We start from the raw sequence: 19,520 nt of genomic DNA on the forward strand, positions 1-19,520 counted from the left end.
CATCGCTTGGTATTTAATCATCGCTACCGAATATGCCGAGTAAATGCAGAAGGTGGACAAATAAGTTGTATATGTCTAGGTAGAGCGCAACCGTGGCACGTATGTAGTTGGTTTCCCCGCCGTGGATGATTCTGCTAGTGTCAAACAGAATTAAACCAGACATGATAAATACCGCTGCCGCCGATATGGCCAGTGATGCTGCGGGAACTTGGAAAAACATATTGGCGATGCTAGCCACGACCATAACCAACAAGCCGATCATTAAAAAGCCGCCAAGAAATGAGAAGTCTTTGCGGGTAGTAAGCACGTAGGCAGAAAGACCAAAGAAAACCAGCGCCGTACCGCCAAGCGCCTGCATCACCAGTTCGCCTCCGTTTGGTAGTGCTAGGTACATTTTCAACATTGGCCCAAGAGCGGCACCTAAAAGACCGGTAAACACAAATATGGCAATGATGCCTTTGCTTGAATCAGCCGTTTTATGCACCACGAATAACATGACAAAGCCAAGTATCGACAAAACTAGGCCAGTGCCGTGGCCGATGTTTAGTGCCATTGCTAAGCCAGCACAGAGAGCACTAGTGACAAGGGTCATGCCAAGCAGCATGTATGTGTTACGCAGCACCTTATTGGTTTCGAGAACGGGCTGGGCGTGCGCGCCTGTCTGAAAGACCGATTTGTCTTGCATGGATAACTCCGTAGTAAAAGAAGGGTTTAATCTTGGCAATCATACTTCGGGGGGTGTGACGACTGCAAGCTTGTGCATTGGAAGGTTAAATTAGTTTAATCCCGACAGAATTAGTTGCTGGCTGACTTCCGAAAAGGCTTTACTTTGAATGTCGGCAAGGTCGGGGACGCTTATATTTTGCGGTAGCGTATTTATTTGTGTCCAATTGCCTTTGTTGATGGCTATGGCCAGCTGGAGTATTTGGCCATAGCCGCCTTCGTGGTTTAAGAGCGCGTCGGTCATTGTTGTCGATAGTTCGAGTGTCGTGCAAACCTCGGCAAGAGGTAGGTCAATAAAAGCATCTAGTAGAGAAAACATACCGGTAGTGTAGGCGGTGTGTTGGTCGAGAATATTCTGTTTTTTTACTAACATTTGGCAAATATAGGCCCGAGAAAGGGCTTGTTCTAGCAAGGCGCGCGGTTTGTTGTCTAATCGCCCGAGCGCCAACATATTTGCCCAAGATTTTATGCGATCGACGCCGGCCATGGTGGCTGCATGATGCACCGAGGTGATCTCGGTGATTTTGGCGACACTGGCCGAGTTCATGAACTGCAGGATTCGGTAGCTTAGCTGTGGGTCACTTTGGATAGCATTGCTGATATCCAGCATGGTGTTTTCTTCGTTATTTATGGTTTTCAATAATCGCATTACCGCAAATTGGCTATCATTTTTACGGGTGCCAAAAAGTGGCGCTGGGCGGCTGAAAAAATATCCCTGGAATAGGCTGTAACCTTCCGCTGCACAGCGTTTAAATTCTTCAAGCGTTTCAACTTTCTCTGCTAGCCAGACTAATGTGTCGTTTTGGTGGCGCTGAATAAGCGAGGCAGAGCTTTGTCCTTCGACGATGTCGCTAATGTCGACTTTAACGATATCAACGTATGGTAGCCATTTACTCTGCTCGGCGTCGCCAGTGTAGTCATCTAGCGCAACCTTAAATCCCTGGGCTCGTAATTGTTGCACAGCTTCAATGTTGGTGGTGTTGGGAGGGATATATTCCAATACTTCGCAAACCAGTTTGTTGGCTTTCACTGGCGGCGGGCTGCTCAACCACGATTCAGTAAGGTTTACAAAAGCCGGCAGACCGCTAGTGATGGTGTCGATGCCGAGGTCATGAAAGGCGCCAATGATGACTTCGCCAGTAGCCATGGTGCCGTCGGTATCTTGTGATTCGAGTGAATTGATTGCAACAGACCTGCAAAGCAATTCGTACGCGACTGTTTTACCTTTGCTGTTTAAAATTGGTTGGCGGGCCATTAACAGGGTGGGGGTGTCGCTCATTGATGGCTCTCTGGAGGCTGTTTTCTTCGTTTTGTTGTCCGTACTTTCAAGTTTTGCGAAGCGCGGCGGGTGCGCAGGTGAAAAATTAGGCCAAGTGCATCCAGCTCAAAGCTTAAAGTCTTAAGCACAGCTTAGTGTGATATTGGGATATTGCGAGGGGAGGCAGTAAAAACTTGGTTTTTCAGATAGCTTTAGGAGTTGCTAAGTATTAGCAAGAGTTTACTCTGATGTTTTTGCGGCGAGCAATTAAAGTGGCGGAGGGGCAGGGATTTGAACCCTGGGTTGGGATAAACCAACGCCGGTTTTCAAGACCGGTGCATTCGACCACTCTGCCACCCCTCCGCAGCAGTTGCGAATTATACATAGCTTGTTAGGCGAAACAAGCGCTATTAAGAAAAAGACTTATAAATCAGCTTGATGTACCTGTAGTTGGTTGAATTTTAGACAACAAAAAGCCCGGCACATGGCCGGGCTAGTAACTTTACATATTGCTTAGTTGCGCGGATCGTTCGCCGCGCGTGGCATACTCGGGCGATCCGGGCTTGGCTGAGCAATAATGCTTGGGTCCAGTTGCGGTGCCTGTGGGTTCCCGTTAATGATTTCAGGAGCCTGCAATGCCTTAGGCGCAATCCGGGGGTCGTTACTAGCACGACCAACGGGACGCGGCTTCGCTACGCTAGGTTCTTTAGCGGCTTCTTTTTTAGCTGCTGGCTTTGGCGCTGCTTTCGGGGCAGGGGTAGCTGCAGCTTCTACTTCAGCTGCGGCAGGCTCCGGGCTTGGCTGGGCCAATGTAGGTGCTTCTTGCGTAGCTTCTACTGCAGTGACAGGTGGAGTTGCTTCTGCTTCCGCTACAGGTGCGCTTTCTTCGGCAGGTGCGGGCTCATTGTTCGCCGCGGCCTCCTCTTGCACCTGGGTTGGCCTGCTCACTGCGTCAGCTGTGCTTTCGGCAGTTTGAACGCTTTTGGGTGCTGCAGTCTCTGTCGGCATTTCGGTAGGTGCAACGTCGATGATTTCAGCTTTTGGGCTTTCATCTGCCGCTGTAACACTCGATGCAGGAGTTGGCTCCGGCGTGAAGCTGGCTGTGGTGGTTGGCGTTATTGCGGTAAATTCGCTTTCCTCCGCCGTTGGCTTCTTCGCAGCAGGCGCCACATTTGCAGGCTTGTTCGCTTGCGGTGCGGGCACAGTGTCTTTTGCAACGGCTGTTTTTTCCCCCTCGTTGGTGTTTGTCGCTACCTGGCCTTCAGTAGAGGCGGTATCACTCGGTGCTGGCGTACGGCGACGTTCTTGCTGGTTGCGTGGGCGGCGATTACCGGGACGACGCTTTGGTCTCGCTTGGCCGTCATTCTCAGTATTGGCCGGAGCGTCAACGGGCTCTGCTGACGCGTCCTTCTTAGGTATATCGTTATCAGCACGATTGCTTCGGTTGTCAGTTACCCGGTTGTCGTCGCGAGTTTGACGTTGGTCTGGGTTCCGGCGGCCGCGGCCGCCACGATTATTGCGGTTACCCTGGCGTGGGTTGTTACCGTTGCGGTTGCCCTCGTTGCGACGCTTAGGTGCTGGCTTTGGCTCTGGCTCGGGTTCGGGCTCAGGGGATTGAAATAGGGCGCTTAGGCTTTTGCCAAGTTTGCTGAAGAAACCTTCGCCTGCAGGGGCAGGGGCTTGCGCTTTTGGTGTGGCGGCCTCGGCCTCGGCCGGTGCAGGGGCTTTGGGTGCCAAAGTACGCACTACAGCCGCGGCAGGGGCCGGTGTTGAGACTACTTCGTCAGAAATTTCTTTCTCGGCTTCCAAATCCGCGACAATTTTGTAGCTTATTTCTTGTTCGTCACCCAAGTCGCTTTCGCGTAGCCGAACCACTTCAAAATGAGGCGTATCTAATGCTGGGGTGGGGATAACCATCACCCGAACGCCGCTGCGCTGCTCTATATCGTAGATCGCAGTGCGTTTTTCGTTGAGCATATAAGAAGCGACATTTACTGGCACGATGGCGCGTACTTCTGCGCTTTTCTCTTTGTTGGCTTCTTCTTCAACTAAGCGAAGAATCGACAGTGCGAGAGAGTTGGTGTCGCGGATAGTGCCTTGACCGCTGCAGCGTGGGCAGACTTTGGCGCTGGTTTCGCCCAATGATGGACGCAGGCGCTGGCGTGACATTTCCAGTAGGCCAAAGCGAGATATACGCCCGATTTGAATACGGGCGCGATCTGGCTCCATTGCGTCACGGACCCTGTTTTCGACTTCGCGCTGGTTTTTTGCCGCTAGCATATCGATGAAATCGACAACAATGAGGCCGCCGATGTCGCGGAGGCGCAGTTGTCGCGCTATTTCGTCTGCCGCTTCGAGGTTGGTTTGCAGTGCTGTTTCTTCAATGTCGCTGCCTTTGGTGGCGCGTGCAGAGTTAATATCGATAGAAACCAGTGCTTCGGTAGGGTCAATAACGATTGAGCCACCCGATGGTAGCTGAACTTCGCGCTGGAATGCTGATTCGATCTGGCTTTCTATCTGGTAGCGATTGAAAAGCGGAACTTGATCTTTATACAGGCGTATTTTGTTCTTGAAGTGCGGCATGACCTGCTCAACGAAGTGCATTGCCTCGTTGTAGGACTCTTCAGCATCGATTAATACTTGGTCAATATCGTCGCGGAGATAGTCGCGAATAGCGCGGATAATGACATTGCTTTCTTGCAGAATCAGAATTGGCGCTTTGCGCTCTTCTGAGGCTTGTTTAATAGCTGACCAGAGGTGTAGTAAATAATCCAAGTCCCACTGGAGCTCTTCTGAGCTACGGCCAACGCCGGCGGTGCGCACAATTACGCCCATTGCGTCGGGAATATTGATTGCGTTTAACGCATCACGTAATTCACTGCGTTCGTCGCCTTCAATGCGTCGGGAGATGCCGCCTGCACGGGGATTGTTCGGCATTAACACCATGTAGCGGCCAGCGAGGCTAATAAAAGTAGTAAGGGCGGCGCCTTTATTGCCACGCTCCTCTTTTTCAACCTGAACAATGACCTGGGTGCCTTCTTTTACTAGATCTTTAATTTTTGCGCGGCCACCACTGCCGTCAGCAGGGTTACGGTAGAAGTATTCTTTAGAAATTTCTTTGAGGGGCAGAAAGCCGTGGCGCTCCGCACCAAATTCGACGAAGGCAGCTTCTAGGCTTGGTTCTACGCGAGTTATGGTACCTTTGTAGACGTTAGCTTTCTTTTGTACGCGTGTGCGGTTTTCTATGTCCAGGTCAAACAGTCGTTGGCCATCTACGAGGGCAACGCGCAACTCTTCTGGCTGAGTCGCGTTAATAAGCATTCTTTTCATGAGCTAAAATCCCAAAAGCCGGGATTTGTTTGGCCGCTCATGCGATCGAGCATCTTTAAGCGTTCTGATATCGGGCGCTTTACCTTGTGGGTGCTGACGCAAATCTCGTCAGCTAGCCGCCGTTGTCAGTGTGGCCGGGTTGCCTGGCCGTAATATTCCAGTTCGCTTAGTCTGGCCGCGAGGCCGTCTGCGCTGGGCGTCTTTCATCTATTACTGTTGGGCGCTAAATTGATGCGCCAGTATTGGTAACGTTCTGTACGTCGCTTTCTCAGAGTTCTATCGCACTAGCGGTGCTAACAAATATCGGCAGCACTATTATTTAATGTACCGACACTACGGTAGAATGCCCGCCGGTACACTGCTATTCACTTATGTAAATAAGGCTATGCGAATGTGTCGCAATCTTTGCCTTAGTATTAAGCCGGCGGTCTTCCCTCTCGTCACAGCCCTGCTGTGGTGGGAACCGGACCCGGTTGCTACCGGGCGACTATATCAGTATTCAATAACTAACTCAATGAGTTACAGGAGTGTACGTGGAATCAGAAAGTGTCATCAATCCAGTGGTGCGTTTGGTGGCGGTCGAGGCTGATTATGTCGGTCAGCGGATCGATAATTTCTTGATGCGGGAGTTAAAAGGCGTTCCTAAGTCTCGGATTTATAATCTTTTACGTCGTGGCGAAGTGCGGGTGAATAAATCCCGCGCCAAGCCGGATTACAAGTTGCAGGCGGGCGATGTCGTGCGGGTGCCGCCGGTGCGAATTGCGGTCCGGGAGGAGGTCGCGGTTTCTGTCGGTTTGGACGCTGGATTGCGCTCAGCGATCCTTTATGAGGACGCAGGCTTAATTGTCATCAATAAGCCTTCAGGTTTGGCGGTGCACGGCGGCAGCGGGATTTCTTTGGGTTTAATCGAGGCGCTGCGGCAAATGTACCCAGAGCAGCGTCACTTGGAGTTGGTTCATCGTCTTGATCGCGATACCTCTGGCTGCGTTATGGTGGCTAAGAAGCGTAGCGTTCTGAAACAGTTACATGAGCTGTTAAAGGCGCGAAAGGGTGTCGATAAACGCTACCTTGCATTGGTCGGAGGCAAGTGGCCGGCGCGCAAGCAACAAGTTAACGCGCCGCTGCAAAAAAATGTGTTGTCATCAGGTGAGCGAATGGTGCGGGTTGAGCTAGAAGGTAAAAAATCGATTACCGAGTACACCTTGCTGCGCCGAGTGGCAGGGGCGAGCTTAATTGAAGCGCGGCCGGTCACTGGGCGCACGCATCAAATTAGAGTGCACTGCCAATATGCGGGTTACCCCATTCTGGGTGATGACAAATACGGAGATGATCAGGCGGATGCGCATTTTCGTAAGTTAGGATTGAAGCGTTTGTTTCTGCATGCTCACTCGCTGGCGTTTAGTTTGGACGGTAAGCGTGTTGAGGTGGTGGCGCCGTTGCCGCCCGAGCTAGAAAAGGTCTTAGAAAATGCAGGTAGTGAATTGTAATGCTTATAATATTTGATTGGGATGGCACGATATTAGATTCGAGTAATAAGATTGTTGCTTGTGTGCAGGCTGGTGCGCTTGAATTTGGCGTGGAGCCGCTTGCGGCGGAGGAAATTCGCAACATAATCGGTCTTGAGTTAAGTGTTGCAATAGCCTCCTTATATCCATCGTTAAATGCTCAGGAAGTGGAGGGGTTCCGGGCGGCGTACGTGCGTAACTTCATTCTAGCCGATCGAGAACCTTGCAAAATGTTTGTTGGCGTTGACGATAGTTTGCGTGCGCTGAAGGCGGCGGGGCATGATTTGTGTGTGGCGACGGGGAAGAGTCGGCGCGGCTTGGATCGCGTATTCAGCGGTTTGCCTATAAGTAGTCTGTTTAGTGCAAGTCGTTGTGCTGATGAAACCGCATCAAAACCCAATCCTATGATGCTTGACCAGCTTTGTACTGAGCGCGGCGTAGTGCCGGAATCGGCGCTAATGGTTGGTGATACTGAATATGACCTTGAGATGGCGCATAAAATAGCCATGCCGAGTGTGGGGGTTTCCTATGGGGTGCACAGTGTGGAGCGGCTGCAGCGTTGGCAGCCAGTAGCGGTTATCGATCGGTTTGCTGAGCTATTGTCTGTGGTCGAAAGTCTGCGCTAGGTGTTTTGTGTGGTTTAAAGCAGCGGGAATTTCTCGTTAATTAAAAAATCAATTAATCGGATGAGAGGGAGGCCGATCAAGGTATTGGGATCGTCGCTGCGAATGTGGCGAAATAGGCTGATACCTAGGCCCTCCATTTTAAAACTGCCGGCACAGTCGAGCGCTGGTTCTCTGTGTACGTAATTTTGGATTTCGGTGCTACTTAGTGAGCGAAACGCAGTAGTTACTGTTTCTACGCAATCTTGCATGTGCCCAGTTTGGCTATTTAATAGGCATAGGCCGGTGTGGAATATCACTTCGCGGCCTGAGCATTGGCTGAGTTGTTGTCGAGCTCGCTCTGCAGTGCCGGGTTTGCCGAGGATCTGTTGATCTAATTCTGCGCATTGGTCGCTGGCAATAATAAGCGAGTTTGGGTGTTGGCTTGCCACTGCGTAGGCCTTGGCGATACTTAGGCGGCGCGCCAGTGCTGATGCGCGTTCGTTCGCTTGCGCAGATTCGTTAATATTTGGCGCTTGGCAAAGCGGTCGTATGCCTATTTGTTCAAGTAGTGCTAGGCGGTAGCGTGAACTCGATGCTAATACCAGGCGAGGTTTGTTTACCGTTGTTTTCGGCATATTGAATATTTCACTTTGTACTTGCGAGGTTCGCAATCTTAGCTTTTGACGGCTTGCCTGGCCAGTCAGTGCGCGACTCAGCTTAGTTAGCCCATGCCTTGGGCTTGTGGGCGTTGTTTTTGCTTTGACAATACGGGGTGAAGTCCCTATTATTGCGCGCCTATGCAAAGACAGCCCCTACCTAAGTTCGTTGATGCTCGGAAATTTGTTACTGGCGGCATGGAAATTCACGCCTTCAAGCAGGTTGCTGATCTCAGCCGGTTTACTGCCGGACTCGCTAATACTAGCGGTTCAGTAGATGTAGACTTGCGCTTTTTTCGAAGTGAGCAGGGGTTTAAGTGCATAGAAGGCACGGCTATCGGTCAGGTTGATGTTCTTTGTCAGCGCTGTATGAAGCCTATGCCTATATGCATTGAGGCTGAATTTAATTTAGCCATTGTGTGGACAGAGGAGCAGGCCAAAGCGCTGCCGAAATCATTGGATCCTTTGATTTTAGGCGAAGACGAAGATTTGGTTTTAGCTGATTTGCTGCAGGATGAGCTAATCATAAATACTCCTTTCGTCAGTTATCACGATGACGCTGTATGTAAAGTGTTTGAGCTGGAGTCAGAAGCTGAGCCAGTTGACGTGGTAAGTGGCACCGAGGAAGGCGATACGCGGTTTGCTATTTTGGGGCAGTTAAAGCCCCGCGATTAATCTCTATTATGAGGAATTTTTAGGCCATGGCTGTTCAAAAAAGTAAAGTGACACGTTCACGTCGGGGTCAGCGTCGTTCGCATGACGCATTGACTGGTCCAACTTTGTCGGTGGATCAGACCAGCGGTGAGAAACATCTCCGTCACAATATCACTGCGGATGGTTTTTTCCGTGGTCGCAAAGTTGTTGCTGGTAAAGACGACTAAGTATTTGCGTGGCATCGCTGCGACTCGCCGTTGATGCAATGAGCGGAGACCACGGTCTCCGCTCTTCTATTCCTGCCACTGTAAGTGCGCTGAATCTAAATTCAGACCTTCATATTCTATTGGTTGGCGACAAGCCCTCCATTACGCTGGCGCTCGCCGGTGAAAAATTCGACTCAAGCCGCTTAAGTGTTCAGCACGCCCCCGACGTGGTGGCTATGGATGACCAGCCGAGTCGTACTTTACGCACCCGTAAATCCTCTTCAATGTACCTTGCTTTAGAATTGCTTCGCGATGGTCAAGTGTCGGCTGTTGTTAGCGCCGGTAATACTGGCGCGCTCGTTGCTATGAGTTGTGTGGTGCTCAAACGTTTGCCCGGGATTAAACGTCCGGCTATCTGTGCGCCTGTGCCAGCCCTGAACGGTTATACCTACTTGCTTGATCTTGGTGCCAACATTGATTGTGATGCACAACAATTGCATCAGTTTGCGCAAATGGGTTCGGCTTTATGTAGGGTGTTAGACGGTCGCGCGGCTCCGCGATTGGCACTGTTAAACATCGGTTCTGAGTTGACAAAGGGTACTGCTGCCGTTCGCGACGCGGCGGTGCGTATCGCCGCCGATGCAAAACTAAATTATTGCGGTTTTGTTGAGGGGGGTGACCTTTTTTCTGCCGATGTGGATGTGGTGGTGTGCGATGGATTTGCGGGTAACGTTGCATTAAAAGTATGCGAGGGTACCGCAAGCTTTATTGCTAGCCAGTTACGAGCGCGGTTTAAAAAGACCGTATATGGCATGTTGGTTGGTTTTCTTGCGCGTCCGATTATTGCGGCGTTTCAGCGGGATATTAATCCTGACCGCTATAACGGCGCTGCACTCCTGGGTTTAAAGGGCGTCGTCATTAAGGCACACGGCGGGTCAGCTGCGCTTGGATTCCAGTCGGCAATCAGGCAAGCGGCTAGCGCTGTACGATATGACCTGCAGGTACAAATTGAAAAGCAGTTAGAAATCTAATCATCTTATAAAACTTACTGATTAAGGAATAATGGAATGAATAGCCAGCAATTTGCCTTGGTTTTCCCCGGTCAGGGTTCGCAAAAAGTCGGCATGCTCGCTGACCTTGGTGCGGCTTTCCCCACTGTCAAATCCACTTTCGCAGAAGCTTCTGCGGCATTAGGCTACGATATGTGGGACTTGGTGCAAAATGGTACACAGGAGCAGCTTAATCTTACTGAAACGACTCAGCCGGTATTATTAACCGCGAGTGTTGCTGTATGGCGCTTATGGTGTGAGCAGGGTGGTTTGCAGCCGTCATTAATGGCGGGTCATAGTCTTGGCGAGTTTTCTGCGTTGGTTTGCGCCGGTGCGCTGGATTTTGCTGATGCTGTTCGCCTGGTGAGGGCCCGTGGCCAATTTATGCAGACTGCGGTACCGGTTGGCGAAGGCGCGATGGCTGCCGTATTAGGCTTGGATGATGCGAAAATAATTGAAATATGTAATCAAGCTTCGGCAACCGGTGTTGTAGAAGCGGTGAATTTTAATTCTCCAGGCCAGGTTGTTATTGCGGGTAAGGTTGCTGGAGTAGACAAGGCTATTGAATTACTTAAAGCGGCTGGCGCGAAGCGCGCCTTGCCATTGCCGGTAAGCGCGCCTTTCCATACCTCATTGATGCGGCCTGCGGGTGAAAAATTGGGAGAGGCATTGGCGGCACTGAACTTGCAGACACCCGCAATTCCAGTGGTTCACAATGTTCACGGTCAAACCGAACGTGATCCTCAGGCAATAAAAGCCTTATTGGTTGAACAAATTTACAGTGCAGTAAAATGGGTGGCCTGTGTCGAGACCATGACGGAAGCCGGCATTACGGCAACCTTAGAAGCGGGGCCTGGCAAGGTTTTGAGTGGTTTGAATAAGCGTATTGATAAAAGTTTAAACTGCTTAAATATCGAGTCACCAGAAACATTGGCAGCGGCACTGGACGCCGTTGCCCAATAAATTTAATTGAATTAGGAGCGGGATAATGACAGAGAAAGTAGCATTGGTTACTGGTGCGAGCCGAGGTATCGGTCAGGCCATCGCGATTGCCATTGGTAAAATGGGCTACCAAATTGTGGGTACTGCAACCACAGAGGCTGGCGCAGAAGCGATTACCGCACATTTTCAGCAAAGTGGTATTAGCGGCGTTGGTATGATGATGAACGTCTCGAATACAGAGTCAGTTGATGCGACTTTAAAAGCGATCACTGAACAGTTTGGTGCGCCCGCGGTATTAGTTAACAACGCCGGTATTACTAAAGACAATTTAATGCTGCGCATGAAAGATGATGAGTGGTACGACGTAATCGATACCAACCTCAATTCGCTGTATCGCTTGAGTAAAGCCTGCTTGCGCGGCATGACTAAGGGTCGCTGGGGCCGTATTATTAATATTAGCTCGGTGGTTGGCGCGATGGGGAATGCGGGTCAAACCAACTATGCTGCGGCCAAGGCCGGTATGGATGGTTTTACGCGTGCATTGGCACGTGAAATCGGTTCACGAGGCATTACCGTGAATGGCGTGGCACCTGGTTTTATCGACACTGATATGACTAAAAAGCTCGGTGACGACCAGCGCGACGCCTTGAAATCGCAGATACCACTGCAGCGTCTAGGGAGTCCAGAAGAAATAGCCGGTGTCGTGGCTTTCTTGGTAAGTGATGCTGCAGGCTATGTAACGGGCGAAACTATCCATGTTAACGGCGGCATGTATATGGCGTAAACATATGTTCATTAGAGGGTTTTTCCTTTTTTGACGTGAATTTTTCATAATTTTCTATGCACAAGCGGTGTCAGTCGCGGTAGAATGACCGCCGAAGTGCTGGCGATATGAAACACAATTTCGGTGGTCATGCATTTGGCTAAAGTTTTAAATCTGCGGCCATCGAAAGCAGGCCCAAAATTTTAATATCAACTAGGAGTCACCAACGACCATGAGTAGCATTGAAGAGCGCGTCAAAAAGATTGTTGCAGAGCAACTGGGTGTTAAGGAAGAAGATGTGTCTGAGTCTGCATCATTCGTAGAAGACCTCGGCGCAGATTCTCTGGACACGGTTGAGCTGGTAATGGCTCTGGAAGAGGAATTTGAAACTGAGATTCCTGATGAAGAAGCCGAAAAAATCACTACTGTTAGACTGGCAATTGATTACATTAAAGCCAATCTTCAGTAAGTAGTATAACGGCCTAGCCGTTTAAAAAGCCGTCTCTATGTAATGTAGAACGGCTTTTTTTATGCCTGTACGTGTGGCATCCGTATCTGAAATAGAACGTATAATGCGTACTTAGAGTCGGGAGAATAGGATGGATAAGAGAAGAGTTGTCGTTACGGGCATGGGAATGATAAGCCCGTTGGGAAATTCTGTGGCAGAAACATGGCGCCAAATTCTTGCAGGGAAGAGTGGCATTGCGGCGATAGACCGCTTTGATGTCAGTGAGTTTTCGACCCGGATTGGCGGAGCCATAAAAAACTTCGACATCAATGAATATATGTCGGCCAAAGAATCCAAGCGGTTTGACCCGTTCATTCATTATGGTGTAGCGGCTGCGGAAGAGGCTTTGCAGGATTCCGGTATTGCCGTGACTGAGGCGAATGCGCATCGTATCGGTACTGCCATCGGTTCCGGAATTGGTGGAATTGGCCTGATTGAGAATAGTCGGCAAATATTGAATAACGGCGGCCCGCGTAAAATATCGCCGTTTACGGTTCCTGGAGCGATTATTAATATGATTGCAGGGGTGCTCGCCATCAAGCACAACCTACAAGGCCCGAGTATCGCAATTGCGACTGCCTGTACCACAGGTACACACAATATTGGCATGGCGGCGCGGATGATCGCCTATGGCGATGCCGATGCGATGTTGGCCGGTGGCTCAGAGATGGCGACAACCCCTGTTGGTTTGGGCGCATTTGCTGCGGCGCGCGCCATGTCGACCCGCAACGACGATCCTGAACAAGCAAGTCGTCCATGGGATAAGCATCGAGATGGCTTTGTCTTGGGCGACGGTGCCGGTATGTTGGTGCTTGAAGAATATGAGTTTGCCAAGCGTCGCGGCGCGCATATTCACGCTGAGTTACTTGGCTTCGGTATGAGTTGCGATGCATTTCATATGACCTCGCCACCGGAAGATGGCCGCGGCGCCAGGGCAGCGATGCAGTGCGCATTGGATGATGCGGGGATAAATGCAGAACAAGTCGACTATATCAATGCCCACGGTACATCGACTCCCGCAGGAGACATTGCCGAAAGCCGCGCAATTGAAAGTCTGCTAGGTGGCAATGCGTCAAAAATCGCGGTGAGCTCCACCAAATCAATGGTTGGTCACTTGCTTGGTGCATCGGGGGCTGTGGAGGCGATATTTTCGATTCTCGCTCTGCGCGACCAAGTTGCACCGCCGACCATAAATCTAGATGAGGTCGATGAAGGCTGTAATCTAAATTACGTGCCGCATACCGCGCAGCCGCGCAAGCTGCAAAAAGTATTGTCAAACTCATTTGGTTTTGGTGGTACTAATGGCAGCTTATTGTTTGGTCAGCTCGATAATTGAGCCACGCAATGATGCCGAGTAGTTTGCTTGACGGTCAATTAGCCCCCGGTGTTGCGTTTGATAACCGGGGCTTGTCCTATGGTGATGGGCTGTTTGAAACGGTATTGATTCGGGGTGGTAAGCCGCTTTGGCTTGATGAACACCTTCAGCGCTTGGCGCAGGGTGCGCATCGTTTGGCAATTCCATGCAATTTGGCATTGGTCAAACGGGATTGTTCGCGTCTTTTGGCAGATTTGGGTCCTAAAGATGCTATTTTAAAAATAACCCTGACGCGTGGTTCGGTTGCTCGTGGTTACAGTCCTTTGTCTGCCGATTCACATCGAATTGTAAGCGTGTCGCCGACTTCACCTAGTTCTAAGGAGCAATGGCAGGAAGGCGTGGCTATTGGTCTGTGTAATACTAAGTTAGCGCGACAGCCATTGTTGGCGGGTATCAAGCACCTCAATCGTTTAGAGCAGGTACTGGCCGCAGGTGAGATGCGGCGCCGTGGTTTCGTCGAGGGTTTAGTGCAGGACGACGCCGGTAAAATCATTGAAGCGACTCGCAGCAATGTGTTTATTGCTAGGGCTGGCAGTATAGTTACCCCTTTGTTGAATGATTGCGGCGTTGACGGCATTATGCGCCAGCAGATTATTCTCGCAGCGAAGCGTTTGGGTTTAAAAATAAAGGTGGCTGCCGTAGAAATGTCGGCGCTGCGCAATGCTGACGAAGTGTTTATTTGCAATAGTGTTATCGGTATTTGGCCAGTAACAAAAATAGAATGTATGCACAAACATATTGGGCCACTATGCCGACAATTACAGCGGGAGTTTGAGTCACATTTCTATGCTTAAAATATTTAAGGCCATAGTGGCACTTATATTTCCCATTATTCTCACGGCATTAGCCGCCGTTTGGTACATCAATTCCCATCTGAATAAGCCATTACCCCTACTTGAAAGTACCGAGTTGTTTGTATTGCCGCAGGGAACAGCCTATTCAAGTATGGTGAATCTTTTGGCTGATCGCGGCTGGGTGTCAAAACCTATAATTTTGAAACTGTACGGCCGAATAAATCCACAGGCCACAGATATCAAAGCGGGAGAATATCGTTTTGAAGAGGGAATGACCCTCGCTGAAAGTCTGGCAATGATGCGTTTGGGTGATGTAGTTCGACATCAGTTGACGCTCGTAGAGGGGTGGACCGTGGCGCAATTGCTGCGGTATTTGGACGCTCAGGAATTATTAGAGAAGCAGGCCTTGAGTCAAAATGAAGCGCTTTGGGCTGAGCTAAATATCGCTGAGCCAATGTCGCAAGAGCCGGAAGGTCTGTTTTTCCCTGATACCTACGATTATTATCGCGGCGATAAGGCGAGTCTGATTTTGACCCGTGCTTATCGGCGTATGCAAAGAGTGCTGGCTGAGGAATGGGAATCTCGCGCTGAAGATTTGCCTTATGCTAACGCCTACGAAGCATTGATTATGGCGTCGATAATTGAAAAAGAAACCGGCGTTGTCGAAGAGCGTGCCGAAATTGCGGGGGTATTTGTCCGGCGTTTACAGACTGGTATGCGCCTGCAGACTGACCCAACCGTTATTTATGGTTTGGGTGACAGTTATCAAGGTAATCTGCGGGGCTCCCATTTGCGTGATGACAGCAATACATACAATACCTACCGTCAAAACGGCTTGCCTCCCAGCCCAATTGCCTTGGCTGGTCGTGAGGCAATTCATGCGGCACTGCACCCAGCGCCCGGTAAGGCGATATTTTTTGTCGCAAAAGGCGACGGCACGCACTATTTTTCGGCCACATTGAAAGAACACGAAGCGGCAGTAAGACGCTATCAAATACAGAAACGTCGTGCGGACTACCGTTCGGCGCCGCCGCGTCAGGAGAAATAAGTGAGTTTGCCAAGAAAAGGGCGATTTATTACCGTTGAAGGCACTGAAGGAGTGGGTAAGTCGACGAATATGAATTTTATTCGCGAACTGCTCGACACAGCCAATATCCCCCATATTGTCAGCAGGGAACCCGGTGGGACACCTTTGGCTGAGGAAATTCGCAATGTATTGGTGGTACCCCGCGAAGAGAAAATGTGTGAGCTGAGCGAGCTACTCCTCGTGTTTGCAGCGCGCGCCCAGCACATAAATCAATTGATTAGACCGGCTTTGGAGCGTGGTGAGTGGGTTTTATGCGATCGATTTACCGACGCAACCTTCGCGTATCAGGGTGCGGGACGTGGTTTGTCGACCGCAGTTATTAGCAGTTTGCAAGATATGGTGCAGGGGGAGTTACGGCCGGATTGCACGGTGCTCCTAGATGCGCCGGTGGATGTGGGTATGGCGAGGGCTGGGGCGCGCGGTGAGCTTGACCGATTTGAACAGGAAAAACATACTTTTTTCGAAAAAGTGCGAGCAGGGTATTTGGAGAGAGTCGCGGCCGAGCCTGAGCGTTTCCGCTTAATTGATGCCAGCGCAGAGCTGGCCAGCGTGCAGCGTGAAATCGCTGCGGCACTGCAGCCGCAAATTACCGCTTATCAGGCCGGCAGTCATGTCTGAGCCACAACACGCCTATGCGTGGCAAATGCCTCAATGGCAGGATTTGCAGCGCTTGATTAGTGTTGAGCGCCTTCCTCACGCGCTGTTGCTGAGTGGCCCAAGTGCGATCGGTAAGTTGCGCTTTGCTCAGGCATTGGCTGGGTATTTACTCTGTGAGTCGCCGGGTACGTTAGCGGCTTGTGGGGAGTGCCGTAGCTGCCATTTTCAGGGCGAGGGTGCTCACCCGGATTTTAAAGAAATCTGCCCGGAAGAGGGCAAACGCCAAATTGGTGTTGATCAGGTGCGCAGCTTGCACCAATTTTCCGCCCAACATGCGCATCGCAGCGGTGGCCGAAAGATCGTGCTGATTCACCCCGCAGAAGCGATGAATGCGAATACCGCCAACGCATTATTGAAAACGCTAGAGGAACCGGCAAGCGGTACATTGCTAATACTCGTGAGCCATAGCAGCAGTCAGTTGCTGCCTACTATTCGGTCCCGTTGTTTACAGCTTAGCTTTGGGGTTCCTCGGCCTGAACTGACCGAGCCCTGGCTGCGCGATTACGTTGGCGACCAAGTAACAGCGCTGCGCCTTTTGGCAGAAACAGGCGGGCGGCCTCTCGCCGCACGGCAGGTTTTTGACGACGACGGTTTAGCGAGTCGGGAGCGTTTTGATCAGGGTTTGATCGCGCTAGTCGACGGCCAGAGTAGCCCTTTGCAATTTGCTAAAGAGATGCTCGATGCCGATTTGCTGGGGGTGCTGGATTGGTGGGTGGCGCGTTTGCTGTCGTTATCTCGCCACCAATTAGCGGGACAAGCACTGACCGCACCGAGCTGGCAGCGCTTTAAGTCGCTTCCTGAAAAGAGTGTCATTACTGGCTTAGAGCGTGCGTTAAAACTACGGGCAAGTTTTTCGCGCGGAGTAGGCTTGAATAAGCAGTTGATATTGGAGAGCTTATTCTTAGAGTGGACACAATTGTGCCAAAATCGTGCGGTCGCTTAAACATATTGCTATGATGCCTGTATTAAAGGTCAGTTACCTTTTAATCCGCAGTGTGGAGTTCGGTTTATGAGTGGTGCGCAAGGTGCACGCAACGGTATTTTGTCACTGACAATTCGTGATAAGGCCGTGTTGTATGCGGCGTATATGCCATTTATCCGCGATGGCGGTCTATTTGTGCCGACCACCAAGCCCTATAAAGTCGGCGATGAAGTTTTTATGCTGCTGACCTTAATGGATGAACCCGAGAAATTGCCAATTGCCGGCAAGGTGGTGTGGATTACCCCTCGTGGGGCGCAAAGTAACCGTGCCGCAGGCGTCGGCGTTCAATTTGTGGGTGGCGACGGAATTGCCAATAAAAAGATAGAGTCTTATCTTGCCGGCATTTTAGAGTCAGACAAACCCACGCACACCATGTAAAACGGCGTATTGCGCCAATCTTCCCCCCAAGCGAGAATTTCATGCTTGTAGACAGTCATTGTCATCTTGATCGTATTGATCTAAGCCCCTATGAAGGTAGCCTTGATGCAGCCGTTAATGCCGCCACTGCCCGCGGTGTAGAACGTATGCTGTGTATTGGTATAGATCTATCTAATGCACCGACCGTGGTGGCGATTGCTGAGAAGTTTCCACAAATATACGCCTCGGTTGGCATTCACCCGCTCGATATTGCCGATGAGATTTGTTCTAAACAAACCCTATTGGAATTGGCAGATCATCCAAAAGTTGTCGCAATTGGCGAGACTGGTTTGGACTATTACTACAGTAGTGAACGTAAAACCGATCAGCAGCAAAGCTTTGCGCAACACCTTCAGGTTTCGGCCAGCTGCGGTAAACCGACAATTGTACATACGCGCGACGCTCGCGCTGATACCTTAACACTGATTGCTGAACATGGTGCACCAGAGGTCGGCGGCGTTTTGCACTGCTTTACTGAGTCCTGGGAGATGGCGGAAGCTGCACTGGATATGGGCTATTACATTTCCTTCTCGGGCATCATTACGTTTAAAAATGCCGCTGAGCTTCGTGAAGTTGTCCGCCGTGTACCAATGTCACGCATTCTGGTTGAAACGGATTCCCCTTATCTTGCTCCGGTGCCATACCGAGGCAAGAAAAACGAGCCGAAGTATGTCGTTGAAGTTGCCGAGTGTGTGGCTGAATTGAAGGGCATGTCATTTAACGAGGTTGCCCAACAGACCACGGCGAACTTCGATCAATTGTTTTTTTCAGGGCGTTAATCGCCCTGAGTATAAATAAATGAGTTTGTTCAATTAGTAACGTGGTTATGTACTTATAGAATCCTGCCCGACCACGCGTAAGTCTACTACCTGTCCGGAGTTGTCAATGACCGCCGAAGTTTTAAAAAATACCGCATTAAACGCACTGCATCGCGAGCTTGGTGCCAAGATGGTGCCTTTTGCGGGATACGATATGCCTGTTCAATACCCGCTTGGTGTAAAGCAAGAGCATCTGCACGTGCGCAGCGCTGCAGGTTTGTTTGATGTGTCGCATATGGGGCAAATTCGATTGCGCGGTGACAATATTGCGCAAGCGTTAGAGGCTCTAATGCCGCAGGACGTAATTGGCTTAGCGGTTGATCGTCAGCGCTACGGCTTGTTGACGAATGAGCAGGGTGGTATTCGTGATGATCTAATGTTCGCGAATTGCGGTGACAGCTTTATGTTGGTTGTGAATGCGGCCTGTAAAGATCAGGATTACGCTTGGTTACGGGAGAACCTGCCCGAGTCTATTCAGATGGAAATGCTGGTTGACCGGGGTTTATTGGCATTGCAGGGGCCTGCAGCGCGTAAGGTTATGACGCGCTTGGCACCAGAAACCGCGAATATGGTTTTTATGGATACCCGGTCTTGCGAAGTGGCGGGAATTGACTGCTGGTTAAGCTGCTCTGGTTACACCGGTGAAGATGGCTTTGAAATCTCAGTTCCGGCTGCCGATGCTGAATCCTTGGCGCGCAGGCTGCTGGCTGAGGCTGAAGTGGAGTTTATCGGCCTCGGTGCGAGGGACTCTCTGCGTCTTGAGGCGGGTTTGTGTCTTTACGGACATGATATGGATGAGAATATTTCGCCCATTGCTGCGAATTTGCTGTGGGCAATCTCCAAGGTTCGTCGGCCAGGTGAGGCGCGAGCGGGTAATTACCCCGGTGCTGACGTGATCGCGAAGCAGCTGACTGAAGGAACCGCTGAAAAACGCGTATTACTTGACGTAGATGCCCGTGCTCCGGTGCGCGAGGGCGTTAATATAGTCAATGCAGACGGCGGGGTGCTTGGGCGGGTGAGTAGTGGTGGTTTCGGCCCTAGCATAGGCCGTCCTTTGGTGATGGCTTATGTGGCAACGAGCCCACTTACTAAAAATGAGCCGCTATTCGCTGATGTTCGCGGTAAATTGCTGCCTTTGTCGCTTCGGCAAAAGCCATTTGTCGAGCAACGCTATTATCGCGGCTAAAGGGA

General features: G+C 50.7%; 20 protein-coding genes and 1 tRNA gene. 16 read left to right on the plus strand and 5 right to left on the minus strand.

Annotation, left to right across the window (positions count from 1 at the left end; all coding sequences use genetic code 11):
* Positions 1–13: 13 nt before the first annotated feature.
* The 4 genes from ABD836_RS02745 to rne all read right to left on the minus strand — a co-directional run bounded on the left by ABD836_RS02745 (position 14) and on the right by rne (position 5,311).
* Positions 14–685, minus strand: a complete 672-nt coding sequence (locus tag ABD836_RS02745; RefSeq protein ID WP_344932243.1) for a Bax inhibitor-1/YccA family protein — start codon at positions 683–685, stop codon at positions 14–16.
* Positions 686–775: 90 nt separating this feature from the next.
* Positions 776–2,002 carry an EAL and HDOD domain-containing protein gene (locus tag ABD836_RS02750; protein WP_344932244.1) on the minus strand — a complete coding sequence of 409 codons (1,227 nt, stop codon included), beginning with the start codon at positions 2,000–2,002 and terminating at the stop codon, positions 776–778.
* A gap of 252 nt (positions 2,003–2,254) precedes the next feature.
* A tRNA-Ser gene (locus ABD836_RS02755) sits at positions 2,255–2,344 on the minus strand.
* A 150-nt stretch (positions 2,345–2,494) separates the two neighbouring features.
* The gene (gene rne / locus ABD836_RS02760) at positions 2,495–5,311 is read right to left on the minus strand and encodes a ribonuclease E (RefSeq protein WP_344932245.1); all 2,817 of its coding nucleotides are present in this window, start codon (positions 5,309–5,311) and stop codon (positions 2,495–2,497) included.
* 533 nt (positions 5,312–5,844) lie between these two features.
* Here rne and rluC point away from each other — a divergent pair.
* Together rluC and ABD836_RS02770 are read left to right on the plus strand one after the other, a co-directional pair.
* Entirely contained in the window at positions 5,845–6,798 is a 954-nt protein-coding gene (rluC, locus tag ABD836_RS02765; protein WP_344932246.1) for a 23S rRNA pseudouridine(955/2504/2580) synthase RluC, read from the plus strand.
* Positions 6,798–7,442, plus strand: coding sequence for an HAD family hydrolase (locus tag ABD836_RS02770; RefSeq protein WP_344932247.1), 645 nt, complete (start codon positions 6,798–6,800; stop codon positions 7,440–7,442). Before rluC ends, ABD836_RS02770 begins: the two co-directional genes overlap by 1 nt.
* 14 nt (positions 7,443–7,456) lie before the next feature.
* On the opposite strand, the gene ABD836_RS02775 is transcribed toward ABD836_RS02770, so the two are convergent.
* On the minus strand, positions 7,457–8,056 hold the full coding sequence (locus ABD836_RS02775) for a Maf family protein (protein ID WP_344932249.1): 600 nt from the start codon (positions 8,054–8,056) through the stop codon (positions 7,457–7,459).
* 162 nt (positions 8,057–8,218) lie between these two features.
* Here ABD836_RS02775 and ABD836_RS02780 point away from each other — a divergent pair, with 162 nt between their 5' ends.
* The 14 genes from ABD836_RS02780 (at position 8,219) to gcvT (ending at position 19,515) form a co-directional block, all read left to right on the plus strand.
* A complete protein-coding gene (locus tag ABD836_RS02780; protein WP_344932250.1) occupies positions 8,219–8,752 on the plus strand; it encodes a YceD family protein in 534 nt (177 codons plus the stop codon).
* 26 nt (positions 8,753–8,778) lie between these two features.
* Positions 8,779–8,958 carry a 50S ribosomal protein L32 gene (rpmF, locus tag ABD836_RS02785; RefSeq protein WP_008250024.1) on the plus strand — a complete coding sequence of 60 codons (180 nt, stop codon included), beginning with the start codon at positions 8,779–8,781 and terminating at the stop codon, positions 8,956–8,958.
* 8 nt (positions 8,959–8,966) lie between these two features.
* Positions 8,967–9,968 carry a phosphate acyltransferase PlsX gene (plsX, locus tag ABD836_RS02790; RefSeq protein WP_344932253.1) on the plus strand — a complete coding sequence of 334 codons (1,002 nt, stop codon included), beginning with the start codon at positions 8,967–8,969 and terminating at the stop codon, positions 9,966–9,968.
* A 36-nt stretch (positions 9,969–10,004) separates the two neighbouring features.
* A complete protein-coding gene (gene fabD, locus ABD836_RS02795) occupies positions 10,005–10,949 on the plus strand; it encodes an ACP S-malonyltransferase (RefSeq protein WP_344932254.1) in 945 nt (314 codons plus the stop codon).
* Between the two features lie 25 nt (positions 10,950–10,974).
* The gene (gene fabG, locus ABD836_RS02800; protein WP_344932256.1) at positions 10,975–11,712 is read left to right on the plus strand and encodes a 3-oxoacyl-ACP reductase FabG; all 738 of its coding nucleotides are present in this window, start codon (positions 10,975–10,977) and stop codon (positions 11,710–11,712) included.
* Positions 11,713–11,923: 211 nt separating this feature from the next.
* The gene (gene acpP, locus ABD836_RS02805; RefSeq protein ID WP_008250062.1) at positions 11,924–12,160 is read left to right on the plus strand and encodes an acyl carrier protein; all 237 of its coding nucleotides are present in this window, start codon (positions 11,924–11,926) and stop codon (positions 12,158–12,160) included.
* A 130-nt stretch (positions 12,161–12,290) separates the two neighbouring features.
* Positions 12,291–13,535, plus strand: a complete 1,245-nt coding sequence (gene fabF / locus ABD836_RS02810) for a beta-ketoacyl-ACP synthase II (RefSeq protein WP_344932257.1) — start codon at positions 12,291–12,293, stop codon at positions 13,533–13,535.
* Positions 13,536–13,543: 8 nt separating this feature from the next.
* A complete protein-coding gene (gene pabC, locus ABD836_RS02815) occupies positions 13,544–14,368 on the plus strand; it encodes an aminodeoxychorismate lyase (RefSeq protein ID WP_344932258.1) in 825 nt (274 codons plus the stop codon).
* Complete coding sequence (gene mltG, locus ABD836_RS02820) at positions 14,361–15,416, plus strand: endolytic transglycosylase MltG (protein ID WP_344932260.1); 1,056 nt, start codon at positions 14,361–14,363, stop codon at positions 15,414–15,416. The genes pabC and mltG overlap by 8 nt, the downstream gene beginning before the upstream one ends.
* Positions 15,417–16,073 (plus strand): dTMP kinase, encoded by a 657-nt coding sequence (tmk, locus tag ABD836_RS02825; RefSeq protein WP_344932262.1) that lies wholly within the window; start codon positions 15,417–15,419, stop codon positions 16,071–16,073.
* Positions 16,066–17,055, plus strand: a complete 990-nt coding sequence (locus tag ABD836_RS02830; RefSeq protein WP_344932264.1) for a DNA polymerase III subunit delta' — start codon at positions 16,066–16,068, stop codon at positions 17,053–17,055. The genes tmk and ABD836_RS02830 overlap by 8 nt, the downstream gene beginning before the upstream one ends.
* A gap of 66 nt (positions 17,056–17,121) precedes the next feature.
* Complete coding sequence (locus ABD836_RS02835) at positions 17,122–17,472, plus strand: PilZ domain-containing protein (protein WP_344932265.1); 351 nt, start codon at positions 17,122–17,124, stop codon at positions 17,470–17,472.
* 41 nt (positions 17,473–17,513) lie between these two features.
* Positions 17,514–18,290, plus strand: a complete 777-nt coding sequence (locus ABD836_RS02840) for a TatD family hydrolase (RefSeq protein ID WP_344932267.1) — start codon at positions 17,514–17,516, stop codon at positions 18,288–18,290.
* 106 nt (positions 18,291–18,396) lie between these two features.
* The gene (gene gcvT, locus ABD836_RS02845; protein ID WP_344932269.1) at positions 18,397–19,515 is read left to right on the plus strand and encodes a glycine cleavage system aminomethyltransferase GcvT; all 1,119 of its coding nucleotides are present in this window, start codon (positions 18,397–18,399) and stop codon (positions 19,513–19,515) included.
* The last annotated feature ends 5 nt before the right edge of the window (positions 19,516–19,520 follow it).

Source organism: Zhongshania borealis (assembly GCF_039539625.1).
Classification (GTDB): Bacteria; Pseudomonadota; Gammaproteobacteria; order Pseudomonadales; family Spongiibacteraceae; genus Spongiibacter; species Spongiibacter borealis.

Bases quoted from the DNA above. Each gene is read 5' to 3' on its own strand.
- ABD836_RS02745 (WP_344932243.1), bottom strand. From the start codon at position 685: ATGCAAGACAAATCGGTCTTTCAGACAGGCGCGCACGCCCAGCCCGTT.
- ABD836_RS02750 (WP_344932244.1), bottom strand. From the start codon at position 2,002: ATGAGCGACACCCCCACCCTGTTAATGGCCCGCCAACCAATTTTAAAC.
- rne (WP_344932245.1), bottom strand. From the start codon at position 5,311: ATGAAAAGAATGCTTATTAACGCGACTCAGCCAGAAGAGTTGCGCGTT.
- ABD836_RS02770 (WP_344932247.1), top strand. From the start codon at position 6,798: ATGCTTATAATATTTGATTGGGATGGCACGATATTAGATTCGAGTAAT.
- ABD836_RS02775 (WP_344932249.1), bottom strand. From the start codon at position 8,056: ATGCCGAAAACAACGGTAAACAAACCTCGCCTGGTATTAGCATCGAGT.
- ABD836_RS02780 (WP_344932250.1), top strand. From the start codon at position 8,219: ATGCAAAGACAGCCCCTACCTAAGTTCGTTGATGCTCGGAAATTTGTT.
- rpmF (WP_008250024.1), top strand. From the start codon at position 8,779: ATGGCTGTTCAAAAAAGTAAAGTGACACGTTCACGTCGGGGTCAGCGT.
- fabD (WP_344932254.1), top strand. From the start codon at position 10,005: ATGAATAGCCAGCAATTTGCCTTGGTTTTCCCCGGTCAGGGTTCGCAA.
- fabG (WP_344932256.1), top strand. From the start codon at position 10,975: ATGACAGAGAAAGTAGCATTGGTTACTGGTGCGAGCCGAGGTATCGGT.
- acpP (WP_008250062.1), top strand. From the start codon at position 11,924: ATGAGTAGCATTGAAGAGCGCGTCAAAAAGATTGTTGCAGAGCAACTG.
- fabF (WP_344932257.1), top strand. From the start codon at position 12,291: ATGGATAAGAGAAGAGTTGTCGTTACGGGCATGGGAATGATAAGCCCG.
- pabC (WP_344932258.1), top strand. From the start codon at position 13,544: ATGATGCCGAGTAGTTTGCTTGACGGTCAATTAGCCCCCGGTGTTGCG.
- mltG (WP_344932260.1), top strand. From the start codon at position 14,361: ATGCTTAAAATATTTAAGGCCATAGTGGCACTTATATTTCCCATTATT.
- ABD836_RS02830 (WP_344932264.1), top strand. From the start codon at position 16,066: ATGTCTGAGCCACAACACGCCTATGCGTGGCAAATGCCTCAATGGCAG.
- ABD836_RS02835 (WP_344932265.1), top strand. From the start codon at position 17,122: ATGAGTGGTGCGCAAGGTGCACGCAACGGTATTTTGTCACTGACAATT.
- ABD836_RS02840 (WP_344932267.1), top strand. From the start codon at position 17,514: ATGCTTGTAGACAGTCATTGTCATCTTGATCGTATTGATCTAAGCCCC.
- gcvT (WP_344932269.1), top strand. From the start codon at position 18,397: ATGACCGCCGAAGTTTTAAAAAATACCGCATTAAACGCACTGCATCGC.